Source organism: Helicobacter aurati (genome assembly GCF_003364265.1).
Taxonomy (GTDB): domain Bacteria; phylum Campylobacterota; class Campylobacteria; order Campylobacterales; family Helicobacteraceae; genus Helicobacter_A; species Helicobacter_A aurati.
Genome location: NZ_NXLW01000002.1, coordinates 22227 through 44895, shown reverse-complemented (window position 1 = coordinate 44895; position 22669 = coordinate 22227). Strand labels below are relative to the sequence as shown.

The 22669-nt window shown below is 34.2% G+C and carries 21 protein-coding genes; 9 read left to right on the top strand and 12 right to left on the bottom strand.

Annotated elements, in window-relative coordinates:
• Window positions 1-18 precede the first annotated feature (18 nt).
• Complete coding sequence (locus tag CQA66_RS01395; protein ID WP_104762963.1) at window positions 19-1575, bottom strand: YifB family Mg chelatase-like AAA ATPase; 1557 nt, start codon at window positions 1573-1575, stop codon at window positions 19-21.
• 101 nt (window positions 1576-1676) lie between these two features.
• On the bottom strand, window positions 1677-2168 hold the full coding sequence (locus CQA66_RS01390; protein WP_104762962.1) for an META domain-containing protein: 492 nt from the start codon (window positions 2166-2168) through the stop codon (window positions 1677-1679).
• Window positions 2169-2289: 121 nt separating this feature from the next.
• Here CQA66_RS01390 and argB point away from each other — a divergent pair, with 121 nt between their 5' ends.
• Window positions 2290-3150 carry an acetylglutamate kinase gene (gene argB / locus CQA66_RS01385; protein WP_324843340.1) on the top strand — a complete coding sequence of 287 codons (861 nt, stop codon included), beginning with the start codon at window positions 2290-2292 and terminating at the stop codon, window positions 3148-3150.
• Between the two features lie 37 nt (window positions 3151-3187).
• Here argB and CQA66_RS01380 read toward each other — a convergent pair whose 3' ends face one another.
• The 7 genes from CQA66_RS01380 to CQA66_RS01350 form a co-directional block, all read right to left on the bottom strand.
• Window positions 3188-3862 carry a protein-L-isoaspartate(D-aspartate) O-methyltransferase gene (locus CQA66_RS01380; protein ID WP_104762960.1) on the bottom strand — a complete coding sequence of 225 codons (675 nt, stop codon included), beginning with the start codon at window positions 3860-3862 and terminating at the stop codon, window positions 3188-3190.
• Complete coding sequence (locus CQA66_RS01375) at window positions 3862-4590, bottom strand: carbon-nitrogen hydrolase family protein (RefSeq protein ID WP_233707736.1); 729 nt, start codon at window positions 4588-4590, stop codon at window positions 3862-3864. Before CQA66_RS01375 ends, CQA66_RS01380 begins: the two co-directional genes overlap by 1 nt.
• Complete coding sequence (locus CQA66_RS01370; RefSeq protein WP_104763056.1) at window positions 4580-5626, bottom strand: ribonucleotide-diphosphate reductase subunit beta; 1047 nt, start codon at window positions 5624-5626, stop codon at window positions 4580-4582. The genes CQA66_RS01375 and CQA66_RS01370 overlap by 11 nt, the downstream gene beginning before the upstream one ends.
• Window positions 5627-5747: 121 nt before the next feature.
• The gene (locus CQA66_RS01365) at window positions 5748-6539 is read right to left on the bottom strand and encodes a hypothetical protein (RefSeq protein WP_147289191.1); all 792 of its coding nucleotides are present in this window, start codon (window positions 6537-6539) and stop codon (window positions 5748-5750) included.
• A gap of 23 nt (window positions 6540-6562) precedes the next feature.
• Window positions 6563-7276, bottom strand: a complete 714-nt coding sequence (gene fliP, locus CQA66_RS01360) for a flagellar type III secretion system pore protein FliP (protein ID WP_411698676.1) — start codon at window positions 7274-7276, stop codon at window positions 6563-6565.
• Between the two features lie 502 nt (window positions 7277-7778).
• Window positions 7779-10025 carry a 5-methyltetrahydropteroyltriglutamate--homocysteine S-methyltransferase gene (gene metE / locus CQA66_RS01355; protein WP_104762957.1) on the bottom strand — a complete coding sequence of 749 codons (2247 nt, stop codon included), beginning with the start codon at window positions 10023-10025 and terminating at the stop codon, window positions 7779-7781.
• 84 nt (window positions 10026-10109) lie between these two features.
• Complete coding sequence (locus CQA66_RS01350; protein ID WP_104762956.1) at window positions 10110-10781, bottom strand: NAD(P)H-dependent oxidoreductase; 672 nt, start codon at window positions 10779-10781, stop codon at window positions 10110-10112.
• 159 nt (window positions 10782-10940) lie between these two features.
• On the opposite strand from CQA66_RS01350, the gene eno reads away from it, so the two are divergent.
• Both eno and CQA66_RS01340 read left to right on the top strand, forming a co-directional pair.
• A complete protein-coding gene (gene eno / locus CQA66_RS01345) occupies window positions 10941-12212 on the top strand; it encodes a phosphopyruvate hydratase (RefSeq protein WP_104763054.1) in 1272 nt (423 codons plus the stop codon).
• Window positions 12213-12519: 307 nt separating this feature from the next.
• Entirely contained in the window at window positions 12520-13107 is a 588-nt protein-coding gene (locus CQA66_RS01340) for a flagellar FLiS export co-chaperone (protein WP_104762955.1), read from the top strand.
• 105 nt (window positions 13108-13212) lie between these two features.
• Here the strand turns inward: CQA66_RS01340 and purH are convergent, their stop codons facing one another.
• A complete protein-coding gene (gene purH / locus CQA66_RS01335) occupies window positions 13213-14784 on the bottom strand; it encodes a bifunctional phosphoribosylaminoimidazolecarboxamide formyltransferase/IMP cyclohydrolase (protein WP_104762954.1) in 1572 nt (523 codons plus the stop codon).
• 119 nt (window positions 14785-14903) lie between these two features.
• Between purH and rbfA the strand changes: the two genes are divergently transcribed.
• Both rbfA and CQA66_RS01325 read left to right on the top strand, forming a co-directional pair.
• Window positions 14904-15278: a 30S ribosome-binding factor RbfA gene (rbfA, locus tag CQA66_RS01330; RefSeq protein ID WP_104762953.1), complete on the top strand. Its 375-nt coding sequence runs from the start codon at window positions 14904-14906 to the stop codon at window positions 15276-15278.
• A complete protein-coding gene (locus tag CQA66_RS01325) occupies window positions 15268-15756 on the top strand; it encodes a ribosome maturation factor RimP (RefSeq protein WP_104762952.1) in 489 nt (162 codons plus the stop codon). Before rbfA ends, CQA66_RS01325 begins: the two co-directional genes overlap by 11 nt.
• Before the next feature lie 49 nt (window positions 15757-15805).
• On the opposite strand, the gene CQA66_RS01320 is transcribed toward CQA66_RS01325, so the two are convergent.
• Window positions 15806-16444 (bottom strand): carbonic anhydrase, encoded by a 639-nt coding sequence (locus tag CQA66_RS01320; RefSeq protein WP_104762951.1) that lies wholly within the window; start codon window positions 16442-16444, stop codon window positions 15806-15808.
• 69 nt (window positions 16445-16513) lie between these two features.
• On the opposite strand from CQA66_RS01320, the gene CQA66_RS01315 reads away from it, so the two are divergent.
• The 4 genes from CQA66_RS01315 (at window position 16514) to CQA66_RS01300 (ending at window position 19557) form a co-directional block, all read left to right on the top strand.
• On the top strand, window positions 16514-17191 hold the full coding sequence (locus tag CQA66_RS01315) for a DedA family protein (RefSeq protein WP_104762950.1): 678 nt from the start codon (window positions 16514-16516) through the stop codon (window positions 17189-17191).
• 65 nt (window positions 17192-17256) lie between these two features.
• Complete coding sequence (fliN, locus tag CQA66_RS01310) at window positions 17257-17652, top strand: flagellar motor switch protein FliN (protein WP_104762949.1); 396 nt, start codon at window positions 17257-17259, stop codon at window positions 17650-17652.
• A gap of 12 nt (window positions 17653-17664) precedes the next feature.
• A complete protein-coding gene (locus tag CQA66_RS01305) occupies window positions 17665-18708 on the top strand; it encodes a flagellar biosynthetic protein FliO (RefSeq protein ID WP_104762948.1) in 1044 nt (347 codons plus the stop codon).
• A gap of 9 nt (window positions 18709-18717) precedes the next feature.
• Entirely contained in the window at window positions 18718-19557 is an 840-nt protein-coding gene (locus CQA66_RS01300) for a TonB family protein (RefSeq protein WP_104762947.1), read from the top strand.
• A 73-nt stretch (window positions 19558-19630) separates the two neighbouring features.
• On the opposite strand, the gene ileS is transcribed toward CQA66_RS01300, so the two are convergent.
• Complete coding sequence (gene ileS, locus CQA66_RS01295) at window positions 19631-22573, bottom strand: isoleucine--tRNA ligase (protein WP_104762946.1); 2943 nt, start codon at window positions 22571-22573, stop codon at window positions 19631-19633.
• Between the last annotated feature and the right edge of the window lie 96 nt (window positions 22574-22669).

Sequence of the window (22669 nt, the reverse complement as noted above, 5' to 3'; positions counted from 1 at the left end):
AATTTTATGCCTAAACATTCATACTTTACGATAACTTAACGCTTCGAGTAAATGCTCTCTTTTAATAAATTGGCTTTCTTGCATATCTGCCAAAGTTCTTGCAACTTTTTTTACTTTTTGTTCTCCACGGTAACTTAATCCAAATCGGTTTTTTGCTTGTTCTAAAAGTGCTTGAGAAGATTGATCAAGAATGCAGAATCTTTCTACTTCAGATTCTGATAATTTACCGTTAAAGATTATATTGCCTTTAGGGTCTCGTTGTCCCCTTTCTATCTGTTTTCTAAAAACCTTAAAAACCATTTGTTGCATATTCTTAGAATCTAAAGGTATGATGAAATGATTTTTCGTGTGTTGTTTTTGCATTTCTGGCTCTCGCATCTGTACATACAAATCAATTCTGTCTAAAAAAGGTTCACTCAAATGGTTGCGATAATTACGTATATCAGAATCCTTGCAATGACACTCCTTAATTGTGGAGAGAAGATTGCCGCATGGACATGGATTCATAGCGGCTGCAAATAAGAATGAAGTATCATAAATAATTTTCGAATGTACCCTAGAAACTGCCAGCTGATTATTCTCCAAAGGCTCACGTAATGCTTCTAAAATATCTCTTTTGAAATAAGGTAATTCATCAAAAAATATCATACCATTATGCGCTAAAGCTATTTCACCAGGATACACTTTTGCATTTGACACGCTACCTAAAATGCTAGATTTAGAGGCACTTTGGTGCGGGGCACGAAAATTCCTTTTAGGTTGGTATTCTAATGTTTGTTGATTAAAGGCTTGTAGCTTAACACTTTCAATCATCTCGCGTAAAGTAAGAGGAGGCAAAATATATTGCATACGTTTAACAATCATACTTTTCCCACAACCAGGACTACCTTCAAATAAGATATTATGGAATCCACAAACACTAATAAGAGCTACATAAATTGCATAATCTTGCTCCTTTACCTCATTAAAATCATACGGAAATTCATTGTTGTAATAGAACTTTTCTTCTCCAATTTCCAAGAAACTAAAATCAAAATCTACTTCTGATTTTATACATGTATTATTATTGTGTTCCCCGCGTAAAACTGCCATAGCTTCATTAATATCATCAGCAAAATTCATGATAAGATTCGGTATTTTAATAAATAACCTTTCTCCCTCTTTTGGCAATAGCACTCGAGAATGAGGGAAATGCAAAGCAATATCTAAAAGCATAGGATAAATAAGAGGGACATTTTTAATATGTCCATCTAACCCCACTTCACCAAAGGCAAACCACTTATCAAGCACCAAAACCTCTTTACTGGCAGCAATTAATAGTGCTATGGGCAAATCGAATTGGCTTCCACTCTTGGGAATGTCAGAAGGAGAGAGATTAATAGTGAGCTTCAATGGAGGAAGGTCAATACCTAAATTTGTAAGTGCGCTTGAAACTCTGTATTGTGATTCTTTGATAGAACTCGAAGCCAACCCTATAATATTAAAGGCTGGTAGTCCACGTGTAAAAGTTGATTGTACTTCAATAATACTAGCATGAAGTCCATCTTGTGTGGCACAGTAAATCTTATTCACCATATAATAATCTCTTGGAGTAACTACCCCATTATAAGGGCTGCTATTCTATGAATCTAAAATCAATAAATTAAAAGATATAACGTACAGCAGATACACTCATATTAACGTACAAGATAAACCTTAGTATCGTCGTGCACAAGAACAACGCCATCGAAAGATGGTTCGACAGTAAATAATCCTGTAAAAATTTGTAGAAAAATATCCTCAAATTGCATTACTTTAGGCGAACACATTTTTTTTGTTGCCGCCCCGTGACTAATATCGATCTGTGTATTACTTCTTGGTATATATCCTGCCATAAAATGGTTACAACCCGCTGTACCTGTAATTTGATTGTTATTAATTTGAATTTGCGTATTTTCAGATTCTCTTGGAACATAGAATAAAATACCTTTGCGTTCAATAAGCTTTATATGCCAATCCCCTAAAATATTGCTAACACTAACCCTCTCGTTCTTTTCATAGCTATATTGATTTGTATGTGCCTGTACATTTGCTGCAAACAAGCTACTAGCACACAAAAGTAAAGAACAAATATTTAATCCTATATGCCCATTTTTTTTGCTATCATTATGTCTTTTAGTATGATTCATAGAAATCCTTAAGAGTGGTATTTGGGTTGATTTGATAAAACTGCACTATTATAGCAAAAAAGCTCAATAACGCATAGAATCTCTTGAATTTTCTAAATGAATATAAGGGGCATGCATGGATATGAAATCTTGGCAAGAAAAAGCAGCAATTCTCATTGAGGCATTGCCTTATATACAGCTTTTTCGTGGAAAAATGGTTGTCATCAAATATGGTGGTAGCGCAATGGATAACGAGGAATTAAAAAAGAGCCTTATTCGAGACATTGCTCTGCTTAAATCTGTTGGCTTTAGACCCATTATAGTGCATGGTGGTGGGAAAGAGATCGATAAATGGTTGAAAATTGCTGGGATTGAACGTAAATTTCAAGATGGATTGCGCATAACAGATGAACCAACTATGGAAATTGCTGAAATGGTACTTAATAAAATTGGCAAAGAGATTGTCGGATTACTAAGTGAATTTGGCATACACTCTTGCGGTTTGAGTGGGAAAGATGGGCACATGTTACAAGTTCTACCCAAAGACAAAGAAAAATTAGGATTCGTAGGGGAAATTACTAAGGTGGATTCTTTACTTATAGATTCTATTTTACAGCATGATTTCATTCCTGTAATATCTCCAATTGGCATAGGAAATGTCAATGGTAAATCACAAAGTTACAATATTAACGCAGATGATGTTGCATGCGCAGTAGCCGAATCTATGCGTGCAGAAAAGTTAGTGTTTTTAAGTGATATTGATGGCGTTTATAGCGATTATGCAAACAAAAATTCCCTTATATCAGAACTTAGAATCTCCGAGATAGAAGAGCTCATAACAAATGGTAATATTAGCGAAGGAATGATTCCAAAAATTAGAAATTGTATCCAAGCCGTAAGAGGCGGTGTTTCGCGCGTACACATTTTAAATGGAAGAATACGTCATTGTTTGTTACTAGAGTTTTTTACACAAAAGGGCATTGGAACTGCCATATTGCAATAAATGCGCCATTTATATAATGATGTTTATGAGTTAAGAATTAAATTATATTGTTACCTTTTGCTATTCCCTCTTGAATTGGTACAAATTGGCAATGCTCAAGCACCTCTTGTTTAACAAGCATACCATTTTTTTTGATAAACCTCACAATAACCTGTCTGCCATCACGGTAAAGCGGTGCTACTAAAATAGCATTAGTATTTAATTGCTCAATAAGTATATTCGGAATCTCATTTGCACAAGCTGATAAAAGTATTCTATCATACGGAGCATGCTCTACCCATCCTTTCATGCCATCGGCGTACATAGTAGTGATATTTTGTATCTGCAGACTTGCAATACGTCTTCTTGCTTCAAATAATAGAGATTCTATACGTTCAATGCCAAAAACTCTACGAAACAAATGTGAAAGAACAACTGCTTGATAGCCGCTACCTAATCCAATTTCTAAAACATTATCTGGTTTTTGCAACATAGCATCTGATATATCATAAGCAAGAAGATAGGCACTCATCTTTGCAACAGTACTAGGTGAGCTAATCCATTGTCCGTCATTCATTGGCAATGCGTGATTCTCGAAAGCATAATTTTTCATTGTAGAATGAACAAAGATTTCGCGATTGGTTCTTGTTATAGCATCTATGATTCGCGAATCAATATGCAACGGCAATCCTTTTAGTAGTTTTACAAGATGATAACTATAATGAGATTGCATTAGTATGTTATTCCAGTATTGATATGCGCACGTATTTTGTCTGCCTCGGCAAGATTGACATGTGCTTGAATAATTTCTTTAGAATCATTTTTATAAACATTGCCATACGGGGTAATAATACAACTCCCCTTAGCATATCCCTTTCCTCCACATGAACTAGCAATAACAAAACTTTGATTGATAATAGCGAGAGAACGTGTAATTGTTTGAAAATGTACCTTCCTTGCTTTGCCCCAAGCAGCAGGCACAAAGATAATCTTTGCTCCTCTAATTTTTTGCCATAATTCAATAAATCGAATTTCAAAACAATTAAGAATTGCGCAAGGAATACCATCAACCTCAAAAATTTTAATATCTTCTAATTTGCCAGCCTTAAAATATAAATGCTCATCACCTAAAGCAAATAATTTAACTTTAGGTTGAGTATAAAGAATCTTCCCACCGTGAAAAATTTTAAAAAGATTAAGATATTGCAAACCTTGTTTTTCCATCATAGTGATTGCGATGGTTTTATTATGACTTAATTCCTGTAGTTTTTTCGTGGCTAATTTACTAAAATTATAGGCTTGCTCCATTTGTTGATAGGCAAAACCCGTCAAAAACATTTCGCTTCCAAGTATAAACGAATTATCTGGACATTCTAGAATCTTGGATTCTAATATGTCAAGATTTTCCTGCCACACTCCCTTTGTTTGTAACTGTATGGTGCAAAGAGTTTTAAAAATCATCAAAATTTAATCTCCCTTTTGAATAGTTGGTAACTTTTGCCTCAAAGAAATTAGTTCTTTGATCGTTAAATTGAGCATAATCGTCAACCCATTTGATGGGGTTATTTTTTTTGTATATTCTAGGCAATCCAACGGCATTTAACCGTTTATCAGCCAAATATTCAATATAATCACGAATGATTTGTGAAGTAAGCCCTAATATTTGCCCTTGCGTAATGTATTCTCCCCAACTAGATTCTATATCTACCGCCTTACGAAACATTTCAATCACTTCTTCTGCTAGTTGAGCGGTAAAAAGGTCCTCCCTTTCATTTTGTAGGCTCTTAATCATATTTTGAAAAATACTCAAATGTGTTACTTCATCTCTCTGAATGAAACGTATCATTTGAGCACTATTGAGCATGCGTCCACTTCTTGCTAATGTATAAAAAAAGCTGAATCCACTATAAAAATAAATACCCTCCAATATTTGATTAGCATACATGGCTTTGAGTAAATTAATTTCAGTGGGGGATTTTGCCAGATCCATATAAACATTGGCAATATAATCGTTTTTACCCCTTAAACGTTTATCGCTGCGCCACATATTATAAATATCATCTGTGTTAGCAGATATAGAATCAACCATAACAGCATAGCTTTGTGCATGTAAAGATTCTTCATAAGCTTGACGAACAAGAACCAGATTGATTTCTGGACTTGTAATATAGGGATTAATATTATCAATGAGATTGTTAGTTTGTAATGAATCCATAAAAATTAATTGCGCTAAAGCTCTATCATACCCCTGTTTCTCTTGTGCGCTAAGATTTAATTCATAATCCCGCCTATCTTGATTCATATTAACTTCTTCGGGAAACCAAGTATTTGCTAGCATTATACGCCAAGTATTATAAGCCCATTGATATTTAATTTTATTAAGTTCAAAAATAGCAGTAGGATTCCCACCAAAAATACGACGTTCATTTACAACTTCATTGGATTGTGGATTATAAATGAGTTTTCGTCCAACTTGCGCAACATGTAAATTCTGCATGCGAGGATTTGATTCTACTGCATAATTTCGAGTAGATTCCTGCATACTTGGCATACGTTCATAAAACATCTTTTCTCCTCGTAATAGATTCCAAAGTGCAATTATACATTTTTCAATTAAATCATAAATTCTTTTTGATTTGTACTAATTCCTGTGGAATAGCTTTGAAAAGCTTAGATTTTTCTAGCATTGACGTCACACTAGCATGGTTGGCGGGATAGGTAATCGGTATATTATCATCAGCAAATGCAATACTGCCTTTGGCACCACCAAGCAAGGCGGCAAGATTGCTTCTATGATATAATTCAAAATATTCTTCGATAAATATATTTTCCCAATGTACAATTCGATTTGGTCTATGGGTAATTGCAAAATGTCCAACACAGTCTAACGTTAGCAAATTATCAATCGCATAATTCTCATGCAAACATAGTCGCAAGATATTCTTTGCTCCCCAACTATGCGCAATAATGGAAATTTGCAAACCATATTGTAAGAGCGAATGCAGAAAAGAATGCAGAAAAGAATAACAATTAAACGTAGTATACATAGTGCATGGGGCGATAGGGATATTATTAGCAGTGCGTTTGTGTTTTTTATAAAAAGTATTATAGCAAGAATGTATAAAAGCACAGAACGTCTCAAACATAGTGCGATGTAAAGAATCGCAAAACCCGCCTATAAAAATAACAATGTGCTGTGGCTCTATAATATCCCCATATTGTAGTTTGTCGCTTAAATCAATTTTTTTACACATACTATTGACGTTTAGAGAATCTATATGAGAGTCTAAGATGATTTGTAGTGATTGTTGTGTTGCATTGCATAGATTCATTGACAGAAGATTATGACTATGAAAGAAGTACTTCAAACACTTAGGTATAACAACAATAGGTAAAAGCCGCGATAACATTGAATTTCTCTAAATTTATAACTTTAACCATAATTAAAGGAACGAACGAGATTCCAAATTAGAAGGTTAAAACCGTCAACTAACACGAAAATTAGAATCTTAAAAGGTAACGAAATCATTACTGGCGGTAGCATCATCATACCCATAGCCATAAGAATTGAAGCAATTACCATATCAATTACCAAGAAAGGCAATAGGAGTAAAAAAACTATTTGAAAGGCAGTTTTTAACTCGCTTATCATAAATGAAGGCAAAATAACAGTCAGCGAAACTTGATCTATTAGCCTCTCTAACTCTTCTGGAGTATTAAGATTGTCCATTTGCGGCGGATTCTCATTACGTATTTTATAGAATAGGGCAATATCACTTTGACGCGTGTTAGTTAACATAAATTTTTTAAAGGGCTTTATTGCTTTCTCAAAGCTTTCTTCATAACCAATTTTCTCTTCCATATAAGGCTTAATGCCTATGGTGTAAGATTCTTTTGCAACTGGCTCCATGATAAAGAATGTCAAAATTAAAGCAAGCGATACTAAAACTTGCGTAGGTGGAGATTGTTGTGTACCTAATGCCACGCGCAAGAATCCCAATACAATAATAATACGTAAAAAACTCGTCATCATCAGTAGAAGAGAGGGGGCTAATATCAATAAGGTAAGTAATACAATAACATTGAGCGTTGTTACTAACTGTGTCGGAGTCTGTGGTGGATTAATGCTTAAATCCACCGTAGGGATGGGTACGCCGTTAAGAGTGAGATTCTTTTGCGCATTTTGCGTTTTTTGAAAATCAGGGTTATTGGGAACATTTAGCTCATTTGCAGCAAATGCACTTTGGTGAACAAACATTAATATCAATAAAATTACACTAAGCAATATTCGAAATAATCTTATTGTATTTTGCAGGATAAAATGTCTCAATGTACAACCTAATCATTAAATAGCAACATGAAAACTATGAGGTATTTCTCAATCATTATAACGGCTATTATAACACATAACAACGCAATCAGAGAAATTGAATTTCTTCATAGCGTTATTATGAGTTTTATCTTATCAACATTTGAAATTATTCAGAATACAACATATTGTTAATTACTAAGACAAAATTACAATCGTTACGTTAATAGTTTAATCTCCAAGTAATCAACTAACTTCCTTAACAATTAACACAATTAGTCAATAAATTCTTGTTTAGAGAAAATTACATATAAGTATTCTACAAAGCTTTCTAGGTTATTTATTTATCTATTTCTGCTCGTACTTTTTTTACTGCCTCAATCATATTTTTAAGACTAGGCTTCACTTCTTCCCATTTACGAGTTTTTAATCCACAATCCGGATTTATCCATAATTGTTCTTGTGGCAAGACTTCCAATAAGAGCTTAATTTGTTTGTAAATTTCATCCACGCTTGGAATTCTTGGACTATGAATATCATATACTCCGGGACCCACCTCATTGGAGTAGCCTACTTGTTTAAAAATTTTGAGCAATTCATTTCCACTTCGAGCAGTTTCAATGCTAATAACATCCGCATCCATTGCTTCAATAGTCTTAATAATATCATTAAATTCACTATAACACATGTGAGTGTGAATCTGCGTGGAAGACTTCGCAACAGAACTAGAAATCTTAAAACACTCTAATGCCCAATTTTCATATTCTTTAATATTTTCTTGTCTTAAAGGATACCCTTCTTTAAACGCAGCTTCGTCAACCTGAATGATTCTTATCCCTGCATCTTGTAAATCTGAAATTTCATCTGCAATACATAAAGCGAGTTGCTTGCAAACTTCGTGTCTAGGTAAATCATCGCGCACAAAAGACCAATTTAAAATCGTCACGGGTCCTGTTAGCATACCTTTCACAATTTTTTTACTTAACGATTGCGCAAAGCTCGACCAACGAACAGTCATAGGACTCGGTCTGCTTGTATCACCATAAATAATCGGCGGTTTCACACATCGACTACCATAACTTTGTACCCAACCATTTTGACTAAACACAAATCCTTTCATTTGTTCGCCAAAATACTCTACCATATCATTTCGTTCTGGCTCACCATGTACGAGGACATCTAAACCTATTTGTTCTTGAAAGGCGATACATTCTTTTATGTAATCTTTAATACCACTTTCATACTCATTTGTATTAATCTCACCTTTTTTATATTTTTGACGCAAGATTCGCAACTCAGGGGTTTGAGGGAAACTACCAATAGTAGTAGTAGCAAGATTTGGATAGGCTAGTTTTTCCCTTTGAATTTTAATTCTCTCTTTAAATGTATCCGAACGTACATTGATTTTTAAATTGCTTACTCTGTGTTGTACTTTCACATCATGAATTTTATTGGAGCTCTTACGTGTCGCATTAACAGCTTGATTTTGCTCATAAGCTTTTCTGTTTGATTCTGTAATGCCATTTCTAAAGAGAGACTCCAAAAGTTCCAATTCTGTTATTTTTTCCCTAGCAAAGCTTAACCAACTAAGAATTTCAGAATCCATTTTCACTTCAGAATCTTTACTGAATGGCACATGCAAAAGAGAACATGAAGTACTAATGTGGATTAAATCTTTCGGCACAATGATACTTATTCTATCAAGAAGCTGTAATTTAGAATCTAAATTTGCTACCCAAATGTTTCTGCCATCAATTACTCCCGCATAAAGCTTTTTACCTGCATCAGCAATTAGCTTAAGGCTTGTAAGATTATTTTCACCATAAATAAAATCAAGTCCCAAACCATCAATTTTTGTTCCAACCAAAATTTTTGTAGCTTCATTGCTTGCTTCAAAATAAGTGCTAACAATAGCCTTTATACCAAAATCTACAATCGTGTCATAGACGTCTTTAATTTCAGAGAAAAGTGGATTCTGTCCTTTAACAAAAATGGGTTCATGAAATTCAATAATAATTTCTTCATCTAACGTCGTGAGGGATTTTACCAATTCTAAATACGCCTTTTTCAGTTGAGAAAAAGCTTCTTCCTTGCTGGAGTTATCATGTATTTTTGCTAATTCAAAGTATGTAAAAAGTCCAATAAGGCTAATTTTAGGAATATAACCTAAGGCTTTTGCTTCATTATACTCTTGAATAATTTTTTCTGCATTCACTTTATAGTGTAAATCTTTACTTAACTCGGGCACTACAAAATGATAATTTGTATTAAACCACTTTGTCATTTCACAGGCAACACTTTCTCCATTGCCTCGAGCCATTGCAAAATATAAATCCAATCCTTTAAGATTCTGGAAACGTTGTGGGATAGCACCAAGCATATAACTCAAATCAAGCATATTATCGTACAAACTAAAGTCATTTACCGTAACAAAAAGTAGATTTTTTTGATACTCCCAATGTAGTGTCCGCATTTTTTTTGCCACCACAAGCAGCTCTTCTTCGCTACTCTTCTTTGCCCAAAATGATTCTAACGCCTTTTTTAGCTCCCTTTTTTCTCCAATTCGTGGAAATCCCAATATGTTCATATTATTACCTTAATTTGAAAAAATAATTTACACATTTTAACATTTACATATTGTGTTTGTCAAATATGTCTTAATGATAATATTCTAAAGAAATTGCACAATATCTTCTAATGCTTGCCTAGTTTTACTATGTTTGGGTTCTTTCAAACGATAGCCAAATGCAACCATAACAGCTACACCAAAATGTTTGCTGTCTATATTCTTTTCTTCTTTCAAGATGTGCTCAATATGTTTTTGATGGAATCCTTCAATAGGCAATGAATCTATTCCTAAAAGAGCGGCAGTATTCATCATGTTTGCAAGTGCGATATAGCATTGTTTGCATGCCCAATCAAAGATTCTTTGTTCATCATTGTAAATTGCAAAATCATCTTTTTGAAAACGTTCGTAAAATTCGGAGCGAAGTTTGCAACCTTCTTCGCGTATATTGTGTACATTGCGCATAATATGCCAAACATATTCGCTATTTGGATATAAATCAATATGTTTACGTGCCAAAATGATGATAAATTCGCTTCCATTTTTTAAACTATCTTGTCCACCCCAAGCATTATGATAAATTTTATCTCGAAGCGACATATCGCGGATAACAAGAAACTTCCACGGCTCTAATCCAAAAGAGCTGGGACTAAGTCTTGCAGATTCTAATATTGTCATAAAATCATGCTCTGCTATCTTTTGTGTAGAATCAAAGCTTTTACAGGCATGACGAAAATTGCAAGATTCAAGAATTTTATCATTATCCAAAAACCGCATATTCTTTCCTTTAACTTCAAAAAATTATAGTAATTATACATAAAACAAAACATTATTTACGAAATTACCTACCGTGTTATTTCTCACCAAAATATATAAAATTACTTTTAGTATGTTAGAATGCTAGATACATTCGCTTGTTAAAAAGGAGACAGCATGATGGTAACAATTAAAGAGCTTGATGCGTTTGAGGTATTAGATAGTAGAGGGAATCCTACAATATGCGCAAAGGTGATATTAAGTGATGGTAGTGTTGGTAGCGCGATTGTGCCTAGTGGTGCTAGTACGGGTAAAAGAGAGGCATTAGAATTAAGAGATAAAGATGAATCTAGATTTTTAGGTAAAGGCGTATTGAGAGCCTGTGCAAATATTACTGAAGTTATTTCGCGTGAAATTATGGGGATGGAAGCTTACAGGCAAACAAGCATAGATGATGTGTTAAAAAGCGTAGATAACACGGAAAACTACAATAAATTAGGTGCCAATGCGACATTAGGTGTTTCGATGGCATTAGCTAGGGCTAGTGCCCATTCGTTAAATATTCCTCTTTTTAAATATTTAGGGGGTATTAATGCAGCAACTTTACCTGTGCCAATGCTTAATATCATTAATGGAGGCAGCCATGCGAACAATACAATAGATTTCCAAGAATACATGATTATGCCATTAGGTTTTGATTGCTTTAAAAGGGCATTGCGAGCAAGCGTTGAAGTCTATCATAAGTTGCGAGTTATTTTAGATTCCAAAGGATTTAGCACAAGTATAGGAGATGAAGGTGGATTTGCGCCAAATTTAAAAAATAATGAAGAGCCTATTGTACTGATACTTGATGCAATACAAAAAGCTGGCTATAAACCAAAGGAGGAGTTTGGCATTGCCCTTGATATTGCTGGGAGTGAATTATACAATAATGGAATCTATCACTTAAAAGGGGAAAATCTTAAGCTGGATTCTAAAGAATTAGTGAGTTATTATCAAAAATTAACGGAAAAATATCCAATTGTTTCTATTGAAGATGGATTAAGTGAGGATGATTGGAATGGATGGACCTATCTCACAGAAAAATTAGGCAATAAAATCCAGCTTGTTGGTGATGACTTATTTGTTACCAATGCAGCAATTTTACGTAAAGGAATCTCACAAAACGTTGCCAATGCAATTCTCATTAAGCCCAATCAAATTGGTACAATCACGCAAACTTTAGAAACCATTAGGCTTGCTCAAGCCAATGGCTATAAGACCGTGATTAGCCATAGAAGTGGAGAAAGCGAAGATAACTTTATCGCAGATTTATCAGTAGCAGTTAATGCAGGAGAAATAAAAACGGGAGCACCGGCTAGAGGCGAACGTAATGCAAAATATAATCGACTTTTGGAATTGCGACACCAAAATAAGCTATTAGCTTATAATGCAAAAACGTTGTTTAAATAGTCATTTTATATGTTTTGTTTTATCCGGTTCATATCTCTAAGAAATTTGATTCTATAACGGAACACAAACAAATAACTTTGCTAGCAACAACTCTACATTTCACAACTCTCTAATTTCATTGCACCCACATAGCGTAATTGACACTATCATCAACATATTTTGAATATTTTTATAATTTCCATGCAATTATTCTCATTAGATAAGAATAATTTGTCGATTTATTCATAATTGTTAAGGATAACAACAAATATCTGTTTGGGCATACTATTTGCTTTAATAGATAAATTTTTATACAGAAGGATTTGTTATGGATAAAATGTTACAAACATTTAAAAAACACCTCAACGGATTGGACAATATTGAGGATATTATGCTTAATGCAAGAAAACAAAGCAAGATTCAAATATATCGCTTTGGTGAAGGGATTAAAGCGGCAAATGAACTTATTGGTTGTTTGCAAGTTTTAACTGCGAAATTAAATAAATTACAAGTTATTGTCTCAAAAATTGAATTTAGCCTAGAAGATGATTCAAATAACCCTGCGAATATCAATATGAGCGAAATCTTACTTTCACAAGCTAGAGATTTAATTGCAAATACAAAGTTTATTGATAAAGAATTATTTGATAGTCAATTATCTGCTTCTATATATTCACATAATGTAAGTTTTGAGATAGAAAATCCTATTGCATTTTTGGAAAAGAAAGAGTTTAAAGCATTTAACGAATATATTTCTGCCAAAAAAGAAGAAATAAAAACTTGCATGGAGCAAATACGTAAATTGACAGAACAAAGCATGTCGGTATCAGATAGCTCTGTAACAATAGAGTCTCCAACAATCAACTTGCGCGGCAAAACTATTGGTGAAGCATTACGTTTAAGTGCGCTTTCTTGATATTATTTAATGATAGGATATTTGAAATAGTACATGACATGAATCAAGTAGAATGTACTATTACGCATAGAGGAATACATATAATAAATCTACTCATTCCTCGTTTTAATGCAAAAAATGCCTTTTCCCTGAAAAATAAAGAGCTATTGAACGTTTGTTTGCCTCTTCTATTACTTCATTATCGCGTATACTACCCCCAGGTTCAATCACTGCGCTTACTCCAACGCGAGAAGCTAATTCTATACTGTCTTTAAAAGGAAAAAATGCTTCGCTTGCAAGACTCGAATCTATAAGAGATAATTGCATCTGTTCTGCTTTTTTAATCGCTGCTAACATTGCATCTATACGACTTGTCATTCCCATACCAATCGCCACTAAAACACCATCTTTCACAAAAACCACAGAATTTGATTTTGTAAAAGCCGCCAACTTATAGGCAATCTCCAAATCAAACTTTTGACAATCCTTTGCTGCTTTGTTGCTTACAAGCTTTGCGTTATTTATCTCATCGGATTCTATCCTGTCGCTTTGCTGATAAACAAATCCTCCCTGAATGTATTTAAAATTCCACGTATCAAGTGGCAAACAAGAGTCCTGCCAATTTCTATGTGTTTTTTCTATGTCGGGGTTACACACAACAATTTTAATACGTTTTTTCTTTTGAAACATTGCGAGGGTATCATTACGGATTTTCTTACACACGACAACTTCAACATAACTTTTTAGAATCTCTTCTGCCAAAGCCGTATCTAGTTCGGCATTAATTGCAACAACTCCGCCATAAGCACTTACACTATCGCAGAGCATTGCGTTTTTATAAGCCAACAAAATATTTTCTTTAATTGCAAATCCGCAGGAGTTGCCATGTTTGACGATACACACACAAGGCATATCACCAAAAGCATTGGTAATTTTTAATGCGGCATTAATATCCAAAAGATTATTAAAGCTAATATTCCCCTTAACTGCATGAAAATATTTAGAATAAAAATCATCAAATTCATAAAGTGCACCTTGCTGATGGGGATTCTCACCGTAGTTTGTTTGCATAACTTTAGAGCCAACAATAAATTTTTTTTCTCCAAAACCGTCTTGAAACTTCTCATTCATATAATTTGCAATGACACAATCATAATGGGCAGTATGATTAAAAGCTTTAATCATAAGCTCCTTACGGAACTCCAATAATTCATGAGAATCTTGCCTACTTAATGTTTCAATTACCCTAGTGTAATCTTTAGGATCAACCACAACAGTAACACTTTTAAAGTTTTTTGCTGCAGAACGGATGAGAGCAGGACCGCCTATATCAATATCCTCGAGAATTTCATCAAAATCATCGCTTCTTTGCGTAGTTTCATGAAAAGGATAGAGGTTCACACATACAACATCAATAGCAACAATGTCTTGCTCTTGGACTTGTTCTCTATCTTGAGTGTTTTCTCTACGAAATAAGATTCCGCCATGCACTTTGGGATGAAGTGTTTTTACCCTGCCGTTAAACATCTCCTTACTATTTGTGTAAGCAGCAATGTCTGTTGCTTCAATGTTGGCATCTATCAAAGCTTGCAACGTTCCTCCTGTGCTTAGAATCTTGTATCCCAACGTGGATAATCCTTGCGCAAAGAACGAAACATTACTCTTATCACTCACACTTATAATCGCGTATTTTTGCATGGCTATCCTTTCTAAATTGTAAAACTCTGCCTGAAAATAAAAGGGAATTGTAGCATAAGAAAAATTGGAATCTTTATGTTATGATATTATATTCAACTCACAAAATAAAGAGGAACATCATGCAAAATCAGATAACGCAACAAAAAAAGGAAGCATTTCTTAAAGAGATTCTTACTGAAATTTTTAGTGAATTACATAATGAACTGCTCAATACTCTCGAAATTGTGAATGTACAATGCTCTAGAGGTAAATATAATGCAAAAATCTTTGTAGAAAGCAGCTTGCTTACTGATACGCAAAGACAAGAAATACAAAAAGCATTCAAACGTGCAAAACCATTTATCCAATCCAATGTGTTGCGGATCAGTAAGTGGTATAACGCGCCAAAATTAATGCTTTGCTTTGATTCGAGCTTGCAGCATCAAAATAGACTTGATGTTCTCTTTTCCCAAATCTCCAATGAAAGAAAAACAAAGGTAAAACATGATATCTGATACGTTGTATAACCAGTTAGATAAACTTATAGAATCTAAAGGAATAGGGTTATACGGGATAGACTTTCTCAAAGATGACGCAACAAGGATATTGCGCATTTCCATTTATAAAAAAAATGGAATAACACTCGATGATTGTGAGACTATTAGCAATCTTATTTCACCCCTTTTGGATGTCGAACTGCAAGATGAAGACGCCTATCACTTAGAGGTAAGTTCTCCAGGTGTAGAAAGAGTATTGAAAGAACCTAAACATTTTTTTTATAGTATAGGTGAGAATATTGAAATATATCTTTTCAATAAACAAATCATACGGGGCATCTTAAAAGAATATTGTCCAGCTAACCAAGATAGCGATAGCTATATCGTAATAGACGTAACAGATTCTAAAAACAAGCGTTATCCTAAGGGATTGCAAAGCATTATCCTAAGGGATTGCAAAAAAGTAAAAACATTCTTTGTTTGGAATAAACATTAACGATTTAATTATGCGATTCTCTCTATCGCGTATTTAATCCTCTATTGCATTATTCAAGTGGCGGTTTATCACCTACAATTGGCTTAAATTCTCTTTGAATTAAATTGTAGTTAAGAATCTGACCGCTCATAATATTATAATACCAACCATAGATATGCAATTCCCCACGATTAAATTTTTCTTCAACAAATGGATAACTTAAAAGATTGTGCAATTGTTGTTGGATATTCTGTAATTCTGTAAGCCACGTCTTTTTCCTGTCGTCTTCTGGATTCATGTTTTTAACTTCTTTAACAGTTGGTTCCAATAATTCTAGCCACTTCTTAACATACGGCATTTCATTAAGCATATTTTTATCATATACAATTGCACATGCTCCACAATTACTATGCCCACATACAATAATATTTTTCACTTTTAATTTACAAATGGAATATTCAATTGATGAAGTTACAGCAAGAAACCCGTCATTATTAACCTTATAGGGAGGTATGATGTTGCCTATATTGCGTATAACATAAAGTTCGCCCGGTTTCGATTGAGTGAGTCTATTAGGATCAATCCTAGAATCCACACAAGTAATAAAAAGCGTATGTGGTTTATTTTCTTGTAAGCTTTTAAAGAAGTTCTTTTCGTTATTGTAATCCTCCTCATAGAATTTAATCGCGCCCTGAAATAACTCTGTCATACCGTTTCCTATTGAAATTTTAGTATAATTTTAATGCAATTTCACAAACAACTAACGACAGGGATAAGCATGGTTAATACCATAATACATTACATTCTCAATATTATTGAACAATCAGGATATTTAGGTATATTTTTCTTTATGGCCATAGAATCAAGTATTCTACCGTTACCTAGTGAAATTGTCATGATACCTGCTGGCTATTTAGTTTGGCAGGGCAAAATGAATATGAGTCTAGTAATTCTCGCTGGTACTCTTGGTAGTTTGGCAGGAGCACTATGCAATTATTTCCTTGCTTATAAAATTGGTAGAATCTTCATTGTTAAATATGGGAAATATTTTTTCATTAGAGAGAAAAGCCTCATTGCAACTGAAACTTTTTTCGATAAACATGGAGAAATAAGCACTTTCATTGGTCGCCTAATTCCTGTTGTTAGACACTATATTTCTCTACCTGCTGGTTTAGCAAGAATGAACTTATGGAAATTTTCTCTCTTTACTATTATAGGTGCAGGATTATGGGTGAGTATTTTAAGTGTATTCGGTTGGTGGCTCGGAGATTCCATTGGATATACTAATGTCAATGAAATTGCCGAATCTTTCGGTGGTGGAGAAAAAGATTCCACACAGGAATTTATTAAATGGCAAATGCGTAATATTCTCTTAATTGTATTATCAATAGTTGCAGCAATAACTATACTTTATGTTGCTTGGCAATATAAAAAGAAAGCAATATCTAAGAGATAATTTTAGTTGCAAATTTTGTTATATAATGCAGGGATTACAAATAGCCAACTTGATAGGAGAATACTATGGCAGACGACAAAGCAAGCAAAAATGTGATTGAGGATAAATATAATATCTTAGACAAAAAACAAGTCCATACTCCTCGTGAAATTGAACTCGCTTCTTACCTTGAAGATATGATGAGTAATTATGAGGGGCTACTTGATATGAAAGTCCTCTTTAGTGCAGATTTAGGTTCTACACAGATTCCTCTTCACGACATTTTACGATATGAAAAAGGTTCTATTATCGATTTACAAAAACCAGCTGGTGCAAGTGTGGAGATTTTTGTTAATGACCGTGTAGTAGGGAAGGGGGAAGTTATGGTTTATGAACGTAATCTTGCTATTCGTATTAACGAAATCCTTGATTCCAATGCAATTGTCTATTATATTGCAAGACAAATCGCAGACAACACCTAAAAGTCCACGCACATGAAAGAAGTGAAAAATCACTTTTTCTCAAGAGCTTTTACCCATTATAATGACTATATTTGTAACAAAAAATCCCATTGTGAAGCCCGTTCTGTGTTTAAAACGTCGTTATTTTCCCTTTTCATTATTGTAAACTTGTTGTCCCTATCGCTTTTGTCAGCAAACAGTAAAACTCTCAGAATCAAAGAAGTTTATGTTGTGCATGATAAAGTTTTGCTCAATGATTTTGCTACTCGGCATAATGTTGCACTACTACTAGCTATTCGTTTAGATAAATCCGCACAAGATATACACACTCTATCTCCAAAAGTGATTCAAAAAGACAACATGCTTTACATTACTTTTCCCGGTGTTGTCAATCATAGTCCCCACAAATTTGAGACAACATTAGGACAATTGGAGCTCAATGCAAGACCCAATCATGAAGTATATTTAGCACTTAAGAGTGATGCTTATTATGATATAAAAACTGAAATTCACGGAAGTATGCTCTATGTTATTTTTGCTGGAATCCATTCATTGAGTGAAGATTTGCTCTCCCATAAAACGACTATTATTCCTGCTAGTCATCATAGTGAATCGCAAACGGTAATTGCACAAAACGTTACAAAAGAAAATCAGAAAAATTCACAAATACAACCCACATCAGACGATAATTATACGCAAAATAAACAAGAGCCTTTGCAAGATTCCTTGACAGACAATTATGAGATAAGCTCATGGCGTTATTTTGCAGTGCTAGCTATTATGATAATACTTATTCTTGTGTTATATCTTATCAAACTACGGCAGAACAAAGGAATAGGTACTTCTAATATTGCAATTAAGCATGTAAAAATTATTGACTCAAAAAATAAAATTCTTGTTGTTCACCTTGATAATATGCAATATATACTTGGAGTCAATCCACATGGAATCACTTTTATTGATAAAATTCCTCAATCACAGCCAGAAATGCACGCAGAGCATCAAAATAAAAAAGAAACAACCACCCAAGAACATGCGCAAGCATTGAATTTCAACAATCTCTTACTAAAAGATTAGGAAATTGCAATGACTAGACAATACAAAGTCTACAAAGATAGATTTTTGCTCTCTTTAGGACTTTCTATACTAGCACATGGTATTATTATCTTGTGCTACATATTGCTACCCAAACCAGATAAACATATTTCTTTGCAACCCATTTCTCTTGGTATTTTACAGAATAATGTACTGCAAAAATTACAGAATTCTACTCAACAAATACCACAACACGCAACGCAAACAAAAAAACTTCCTACAACACAAGTTCCATCAAAGATAGATACCCAGCCTAAGTCTAACCAACGTACCACTCAACCGCAAACAACAATATCCCCACAATTACAAGAACAAACAATTAATAGACAAGCAGAGCAAACACCGGATCTTAACATAGACTTGGAATCCCTTAACTTACCACAAGAAAAATTCAATCCGCTGATTGTTACAAAACCGAGTCTGACACAAAGTATTCAGGAAAAGGAAGAAAATGTCAAGTTAGAAAAACTTCCATCGCAAGCACTAGAGGAATTGCAACGTTTATACGGTAACAATATTTATCGTATGAGCAAAGAACAAAAAGACTATTTAGCAGAAAGTTATTTTATTAACTTTGCTGTATTTCAGCAAACTGCTGACAGAATGGGCTACCCAAAACTTGCCGCATATCTTAAGCAACAAGGTGAGGGCATTATTGAATTTACTTTATATCCAGATGGACACATTGAAGACATACGAATTATTGTCTCAACAAAGTATGAAGTACTCGACGAATCAATGCGACAAGTTGTAGAATTGTCTGCCAAAAATCTCAAACGTCCACCTATACCTATTCAAGTGCGTCTTGGGGGAAAATATCAAATACGTTGAAGTTTAAATGAGTGGCTAGAATAAAGGATAGATAATATAAGGGATAGATATTTATCTGTAAATTCTTTATAAATTATTTCAAGACTTCTATGCACCTCTGGCATAGTTGTGTAGTATTTTTATATTCTGATTCGATAAGATGAACATCTACCTTAAATTGCCAACAACGCAGACACTTTTCTTTTTTTGCTTTAATGATAGAGAATTTTTGATTATGCAAACTAATTTCGAACAAATATTGTTCCTGCTGTATCTGTGAAGAATCGGCGATAGTACATGAACTTACCATTAAAAAATCTGCTACTAAATCTATAAAACGTATCTGTACTTGTGAATTTTTGGATGAATCTGATACTATAATTTCTAGCTCCAAGCTAGACTTAATAATTTTCTCCTTTTTTAACCTATCAACATGTTCATTAAAAATGCCACGTAATTCCAACAAAATATCAAAGTTTTCTTGCTTAAATAAAGGATACTCACTTAAGTCTGGCATAGATATTTTTTCTAATTCAAAAACATTGCTCGCGCTTCCTTTAAGTATTGGTTCAGCATATTCTAATGCTTCATCTACAGTGTAAGTTAAAAACGGTGCAAGCAAATGTAATATATGATTAGCCAATATACCAAAAACACTTTGAATCGCAATACGTTTAGAGGAATTTTTGCTGTCACAATACAAGCTATCTTTGCAAATATCAAGATAAATGCCACTAAGGCTAGCCGTGAGAAAAGAATTAAGAATCTGGAATCCTTTAGAAAAGTCATACAAAGCAAAAAATTCTTCAATTTGCGTAAAAGCTCTTTTTGCTTCGTGCAAAATCCAAATATCAATGGGACTAAGATTTGTAAAATCCAATGTACTAAGCCCCTGTGTGTTGGCAAGCAAAAAACGAATGGTGTTGCGAATCTTAAGATAATTTTCTGCGACTTGCTTTAAAATGTTCTGCGAAATTTTTACATCATTTTGATAATCACTTAGCGCGACCCATAGACGTATGATTTCGCTTCCATGATTGCGCATAATTACATTAGGGGATAAAACATTGCCTTTACTCTTAGACATTTTCTCGCTTTTATCATCTACAGTAAATCCATGTGTAACAATACTTGCAAAGGGCGACTTGTAATTGATAGCACAACTAATAAGCAATGAGCTTTGAAACCATCCTCGATGCTGATCGCTACCCTCTAAGTACATAGAGCTAGGATAAAAACCAGCATTATATTGAGATGTAGAACTCGTAGATTCTTTATTGCCAATCATTGTAGTAGATGTGCTTGCTCCATAATTATCGCAATTAAGCACTGCAAACCACGTACTTCCGCTATCAAACCACACATCTAAAATGTGCATGTTTTTTGTGTAAAGATTAGCTTTGTCTTTAAAAGCAGGGGGGAGTAAATCAACAATATCTTTTTCCCACCAGACATCACAACCATGTTTTTCAAATAAATCTGCAATATAATTTGTTACTTCCGAATCTAGCAGAGGCTCGCCGCTTTGTCTTTCTAAGAAGAAAGCCAAAGGCACTCCCCAATCTCTCTGACGTGAAATACACCAATCTGGACGATTCTGTACCATTGTTTTTATGCGATTCTTACCGTTTGATGGATAGAATCTTGTCTTTTCAATTTCCTCGAGTGCTATTTCGCGTAGTGTCTTTCCTTGATAATACGGCTTATCCATAAGAATAAACCATTGTTTAGTTGCACGAAAAATAATAGGCTTATTAGTACGCCAACAATGAGGATAAGAATGTGTTATCTCCTCGTGAAAGAGTAAAGCTTGAGAATCTCGAAGAATCTCTAAAATTCTCTTTTGCGCCTTAAAGACATGTACACCTTCGAACTCCTTTGCAATAGATGATTCAAACAATCTTTCTTTTATAATGCAGTGATCAAATAGTCCAGAATCATCAACAGCCATAATAACAGGCAAATCATACTTCAAACATGAAAAATAATCGTCTTCCCCGTGTCCAGGGGCATTATGCACAGCACCAGTACCATCTTGCATACTTACATAATTGGCTAAAATCAGCAAGGATTCTCTCCCATTGAGTGGATTAATTGCCTTTAGCCTCTCAAATCTTTGAGCATTTATTTCACAGAGGATTCTACCGTTTATTATTTTTTTTGCTTGTAAATCTTCGTACCGTTTTTTTGCTACAATAGCCCCATCTTCTACTAACACATATTGCTCTTCGGGATGAAAAGCAATGGCGACATTGCTAGGTAATGTCCAAGGCGTAGTCGTCCATATTGCGATAAAAGGCTGTTTATGAGTAGAAAATGATTCTAAATTCAATGCAAGAATAGATTGCGATTCTAAAGGAAAAGCCACATAAATAGAATCCGACTTCTTATCTCTATATTCTACTTCTGCTTCCGCTAATGCGCTCCTAGCTGCCCAACTCCAAAAAATTGGTTTGCTTCTTTGGATAAGTAAACCTTGATTGGCAATTTTCACTAATGCACGGTAAATATTTGCCTCAAAACGATAATCCATTGTTTTATAGGGATTAGCAAAATCTCCTATAATTCCCATGTTTATAAATTCTTCTTTCTGAATCTCAATAAATTTTGCAGCATGCGCACGGCACGCCTTACGCATTTCAAGCTTGCTTGGAAGGATATTCTTAGATTCAAACTCTGTGCTAATTTGCTGTTCTATCGGTAGACCATGACAATCCCAACCAGGCGTGAAAAAAACCTGCTTACCACGAAAATAATGCAATTTAACGATAAAATCTTTGAGAATCTTATTAAGCGCGTGCCCCACGTGTAAATGTCCATTGGCATAAGGCGGACCATCATGCAGTGTAAACTGCGAATCTTGTACAGATTCTATAGAATCTATATTCGCATTAATCTGTTTTTTACGACTCATAAGGGAATAGGCACTATCTTGCCATTTTTTATAACGTTCTGGCTCTTTTTGAGGGAGATTGCCTCTCATAGGAAAATCAGTTCGAGGGAGGATTAACGTGTCTTTATAATCTTTATCTTGCATAGAATCTTCCTTGTGAAAGTATATAAATAAACAGGTATTTTATCAAACTTTTGCAAAGAATGCTATAATAGCTACTTTTTTAAAAAGGTAGAACTA

Bases quoted from the DNA above. Each gene is read 5' to 3' on its own strand.
- CQA66_RS01395 (WP_104762963.1), bottom strand. From the start codon at position 1,575: ATGGTGAATAAGATTTACTGTGCCACACAAGATGGACTTCATGCTAGT.
- CQA66_RS01390 (WP_104762962.1), bottom strand. From the start codon at position 2,168: ATGAATCATACTAAAAGACATAATGATAGCAAAAAAAATGGGCATATA.
- argB (WP_324843340.1), top strand. From the start codon at position 2,290: ATGAAATCTTGGCAAGAAAAAGCAGCAATTCTCATTGAGGCATTGCCT.
- CQA66_RS01380 (WP_104762960.1), bottom strand. From the start codon at position 3,862: ATGCAATCTCATTATAGTTATCATCTTGTAAAACTACTAAAAGGATTG.
- CQA66_RS01375 (WP_233707736.1), bottom strand. From the start codon at position 4,590: ATGATTTTTAAAACTCTTTGCACCATACAGTTACAAACAAAGGGAGTG.
- CQA66_RS01370 (WP_104763056.1), bottom strand. From the start codon at position 5,626: ATGCAGAATTTACATGTTGCGCAAGTTGGACGAAAACTCATTTATAAT.
- CQA66_RS01365 (WP_147289191.1), bottom strand. From the start codon at position 6,539: ATGTTATCGCGGCTTTTACCTATTGTTGTTATACCTAAGTGTTTGAAG.
- metE (WP_104762957.1), bottom strand. From the start codon at position 10,025: ATGAACATATTGGGATTTCCACGAATTGGAGAAAAAAGGGAGCTAAAA.
- CQA66_RS01350 (WP_104762956.1), bottom strand. From the start codon at position 10,781: ATGCGGTTTTTGGATAATGATAAAATTCTTGAATCTTGCAATTTTCGT.
- eno (WP_104763054.1), top strand. From the start codon at position 10,941: ATGGTAACAATTAAAGAGCTTGATGCGTTTGAGGTATTAGATAGTAGA.
- CQA66_RS01340 (WP_104762955.1), top strand. From the start codon at position 12,520: ATGGATAAAATGTTACAAACATTTAAAAAACACCTCAACGGATTGGAC.
- purH (WP_104762954.1), bottom strand. From the start codon at position 14,784: ATGCAAAAATACGCGATTATAAGTGTGAGTGATAAGAGTAATGTTTCG.
- rbfA (WP_104762953.1), top strand. From the start codon at position 14,904: ATGCAAAATCAGATAACGCAACAAAAAAAGGAAGCATTTCTTAAAGAG.
- CQA66_RS01325 (WP_104762952.1), top strand. From the start codon at position 15,268: ATGATATCTGATACGTTGTATAACCAGTTAGATAAACTTATAGAATCT.
- CQA66_RS01320 (WP_104762951.1), bottom strand. From the start codon at position 16,444: ATGACAGAGTTATTTCAGGGCGCGATTAAATTCTATGAGGAGGATTAC.
- CQA66_RS01315 (WP_104762950.1), top strand. From the start codon at position 16,514: ATGGTTAATACCATAATACATTACATTCTCAATATTATTGAACAATCA.
- fliN (WP_104762949.1), top strand. From the start codon at position 17,257: ATGGCAGACGACAAAGCAAGCAAAAATGTGATTGAGGATAAATATAAT.
- CQA66_RS01305 (WP_104762948.1), top strand. From the start codon at position 17,665: ATGAAAGAAGTGAAAAATCACTTTTTCTCAAGAGCTTTTACCCATTAT.
- CQA66_RS01300 (WP_104762947.1), top strand. From the start codon at position 18,718: ATGACTAGACAATACAAAGTCTACAAAGATAGATTTTTGCTCTCTTTA.
- ileS (WP_104762946.1), bottom strand. From the start codon at position 22,573: ATGCAAGATAAAGATTATAAAGACACGTTAATCCTCCCTCGAACTGAT.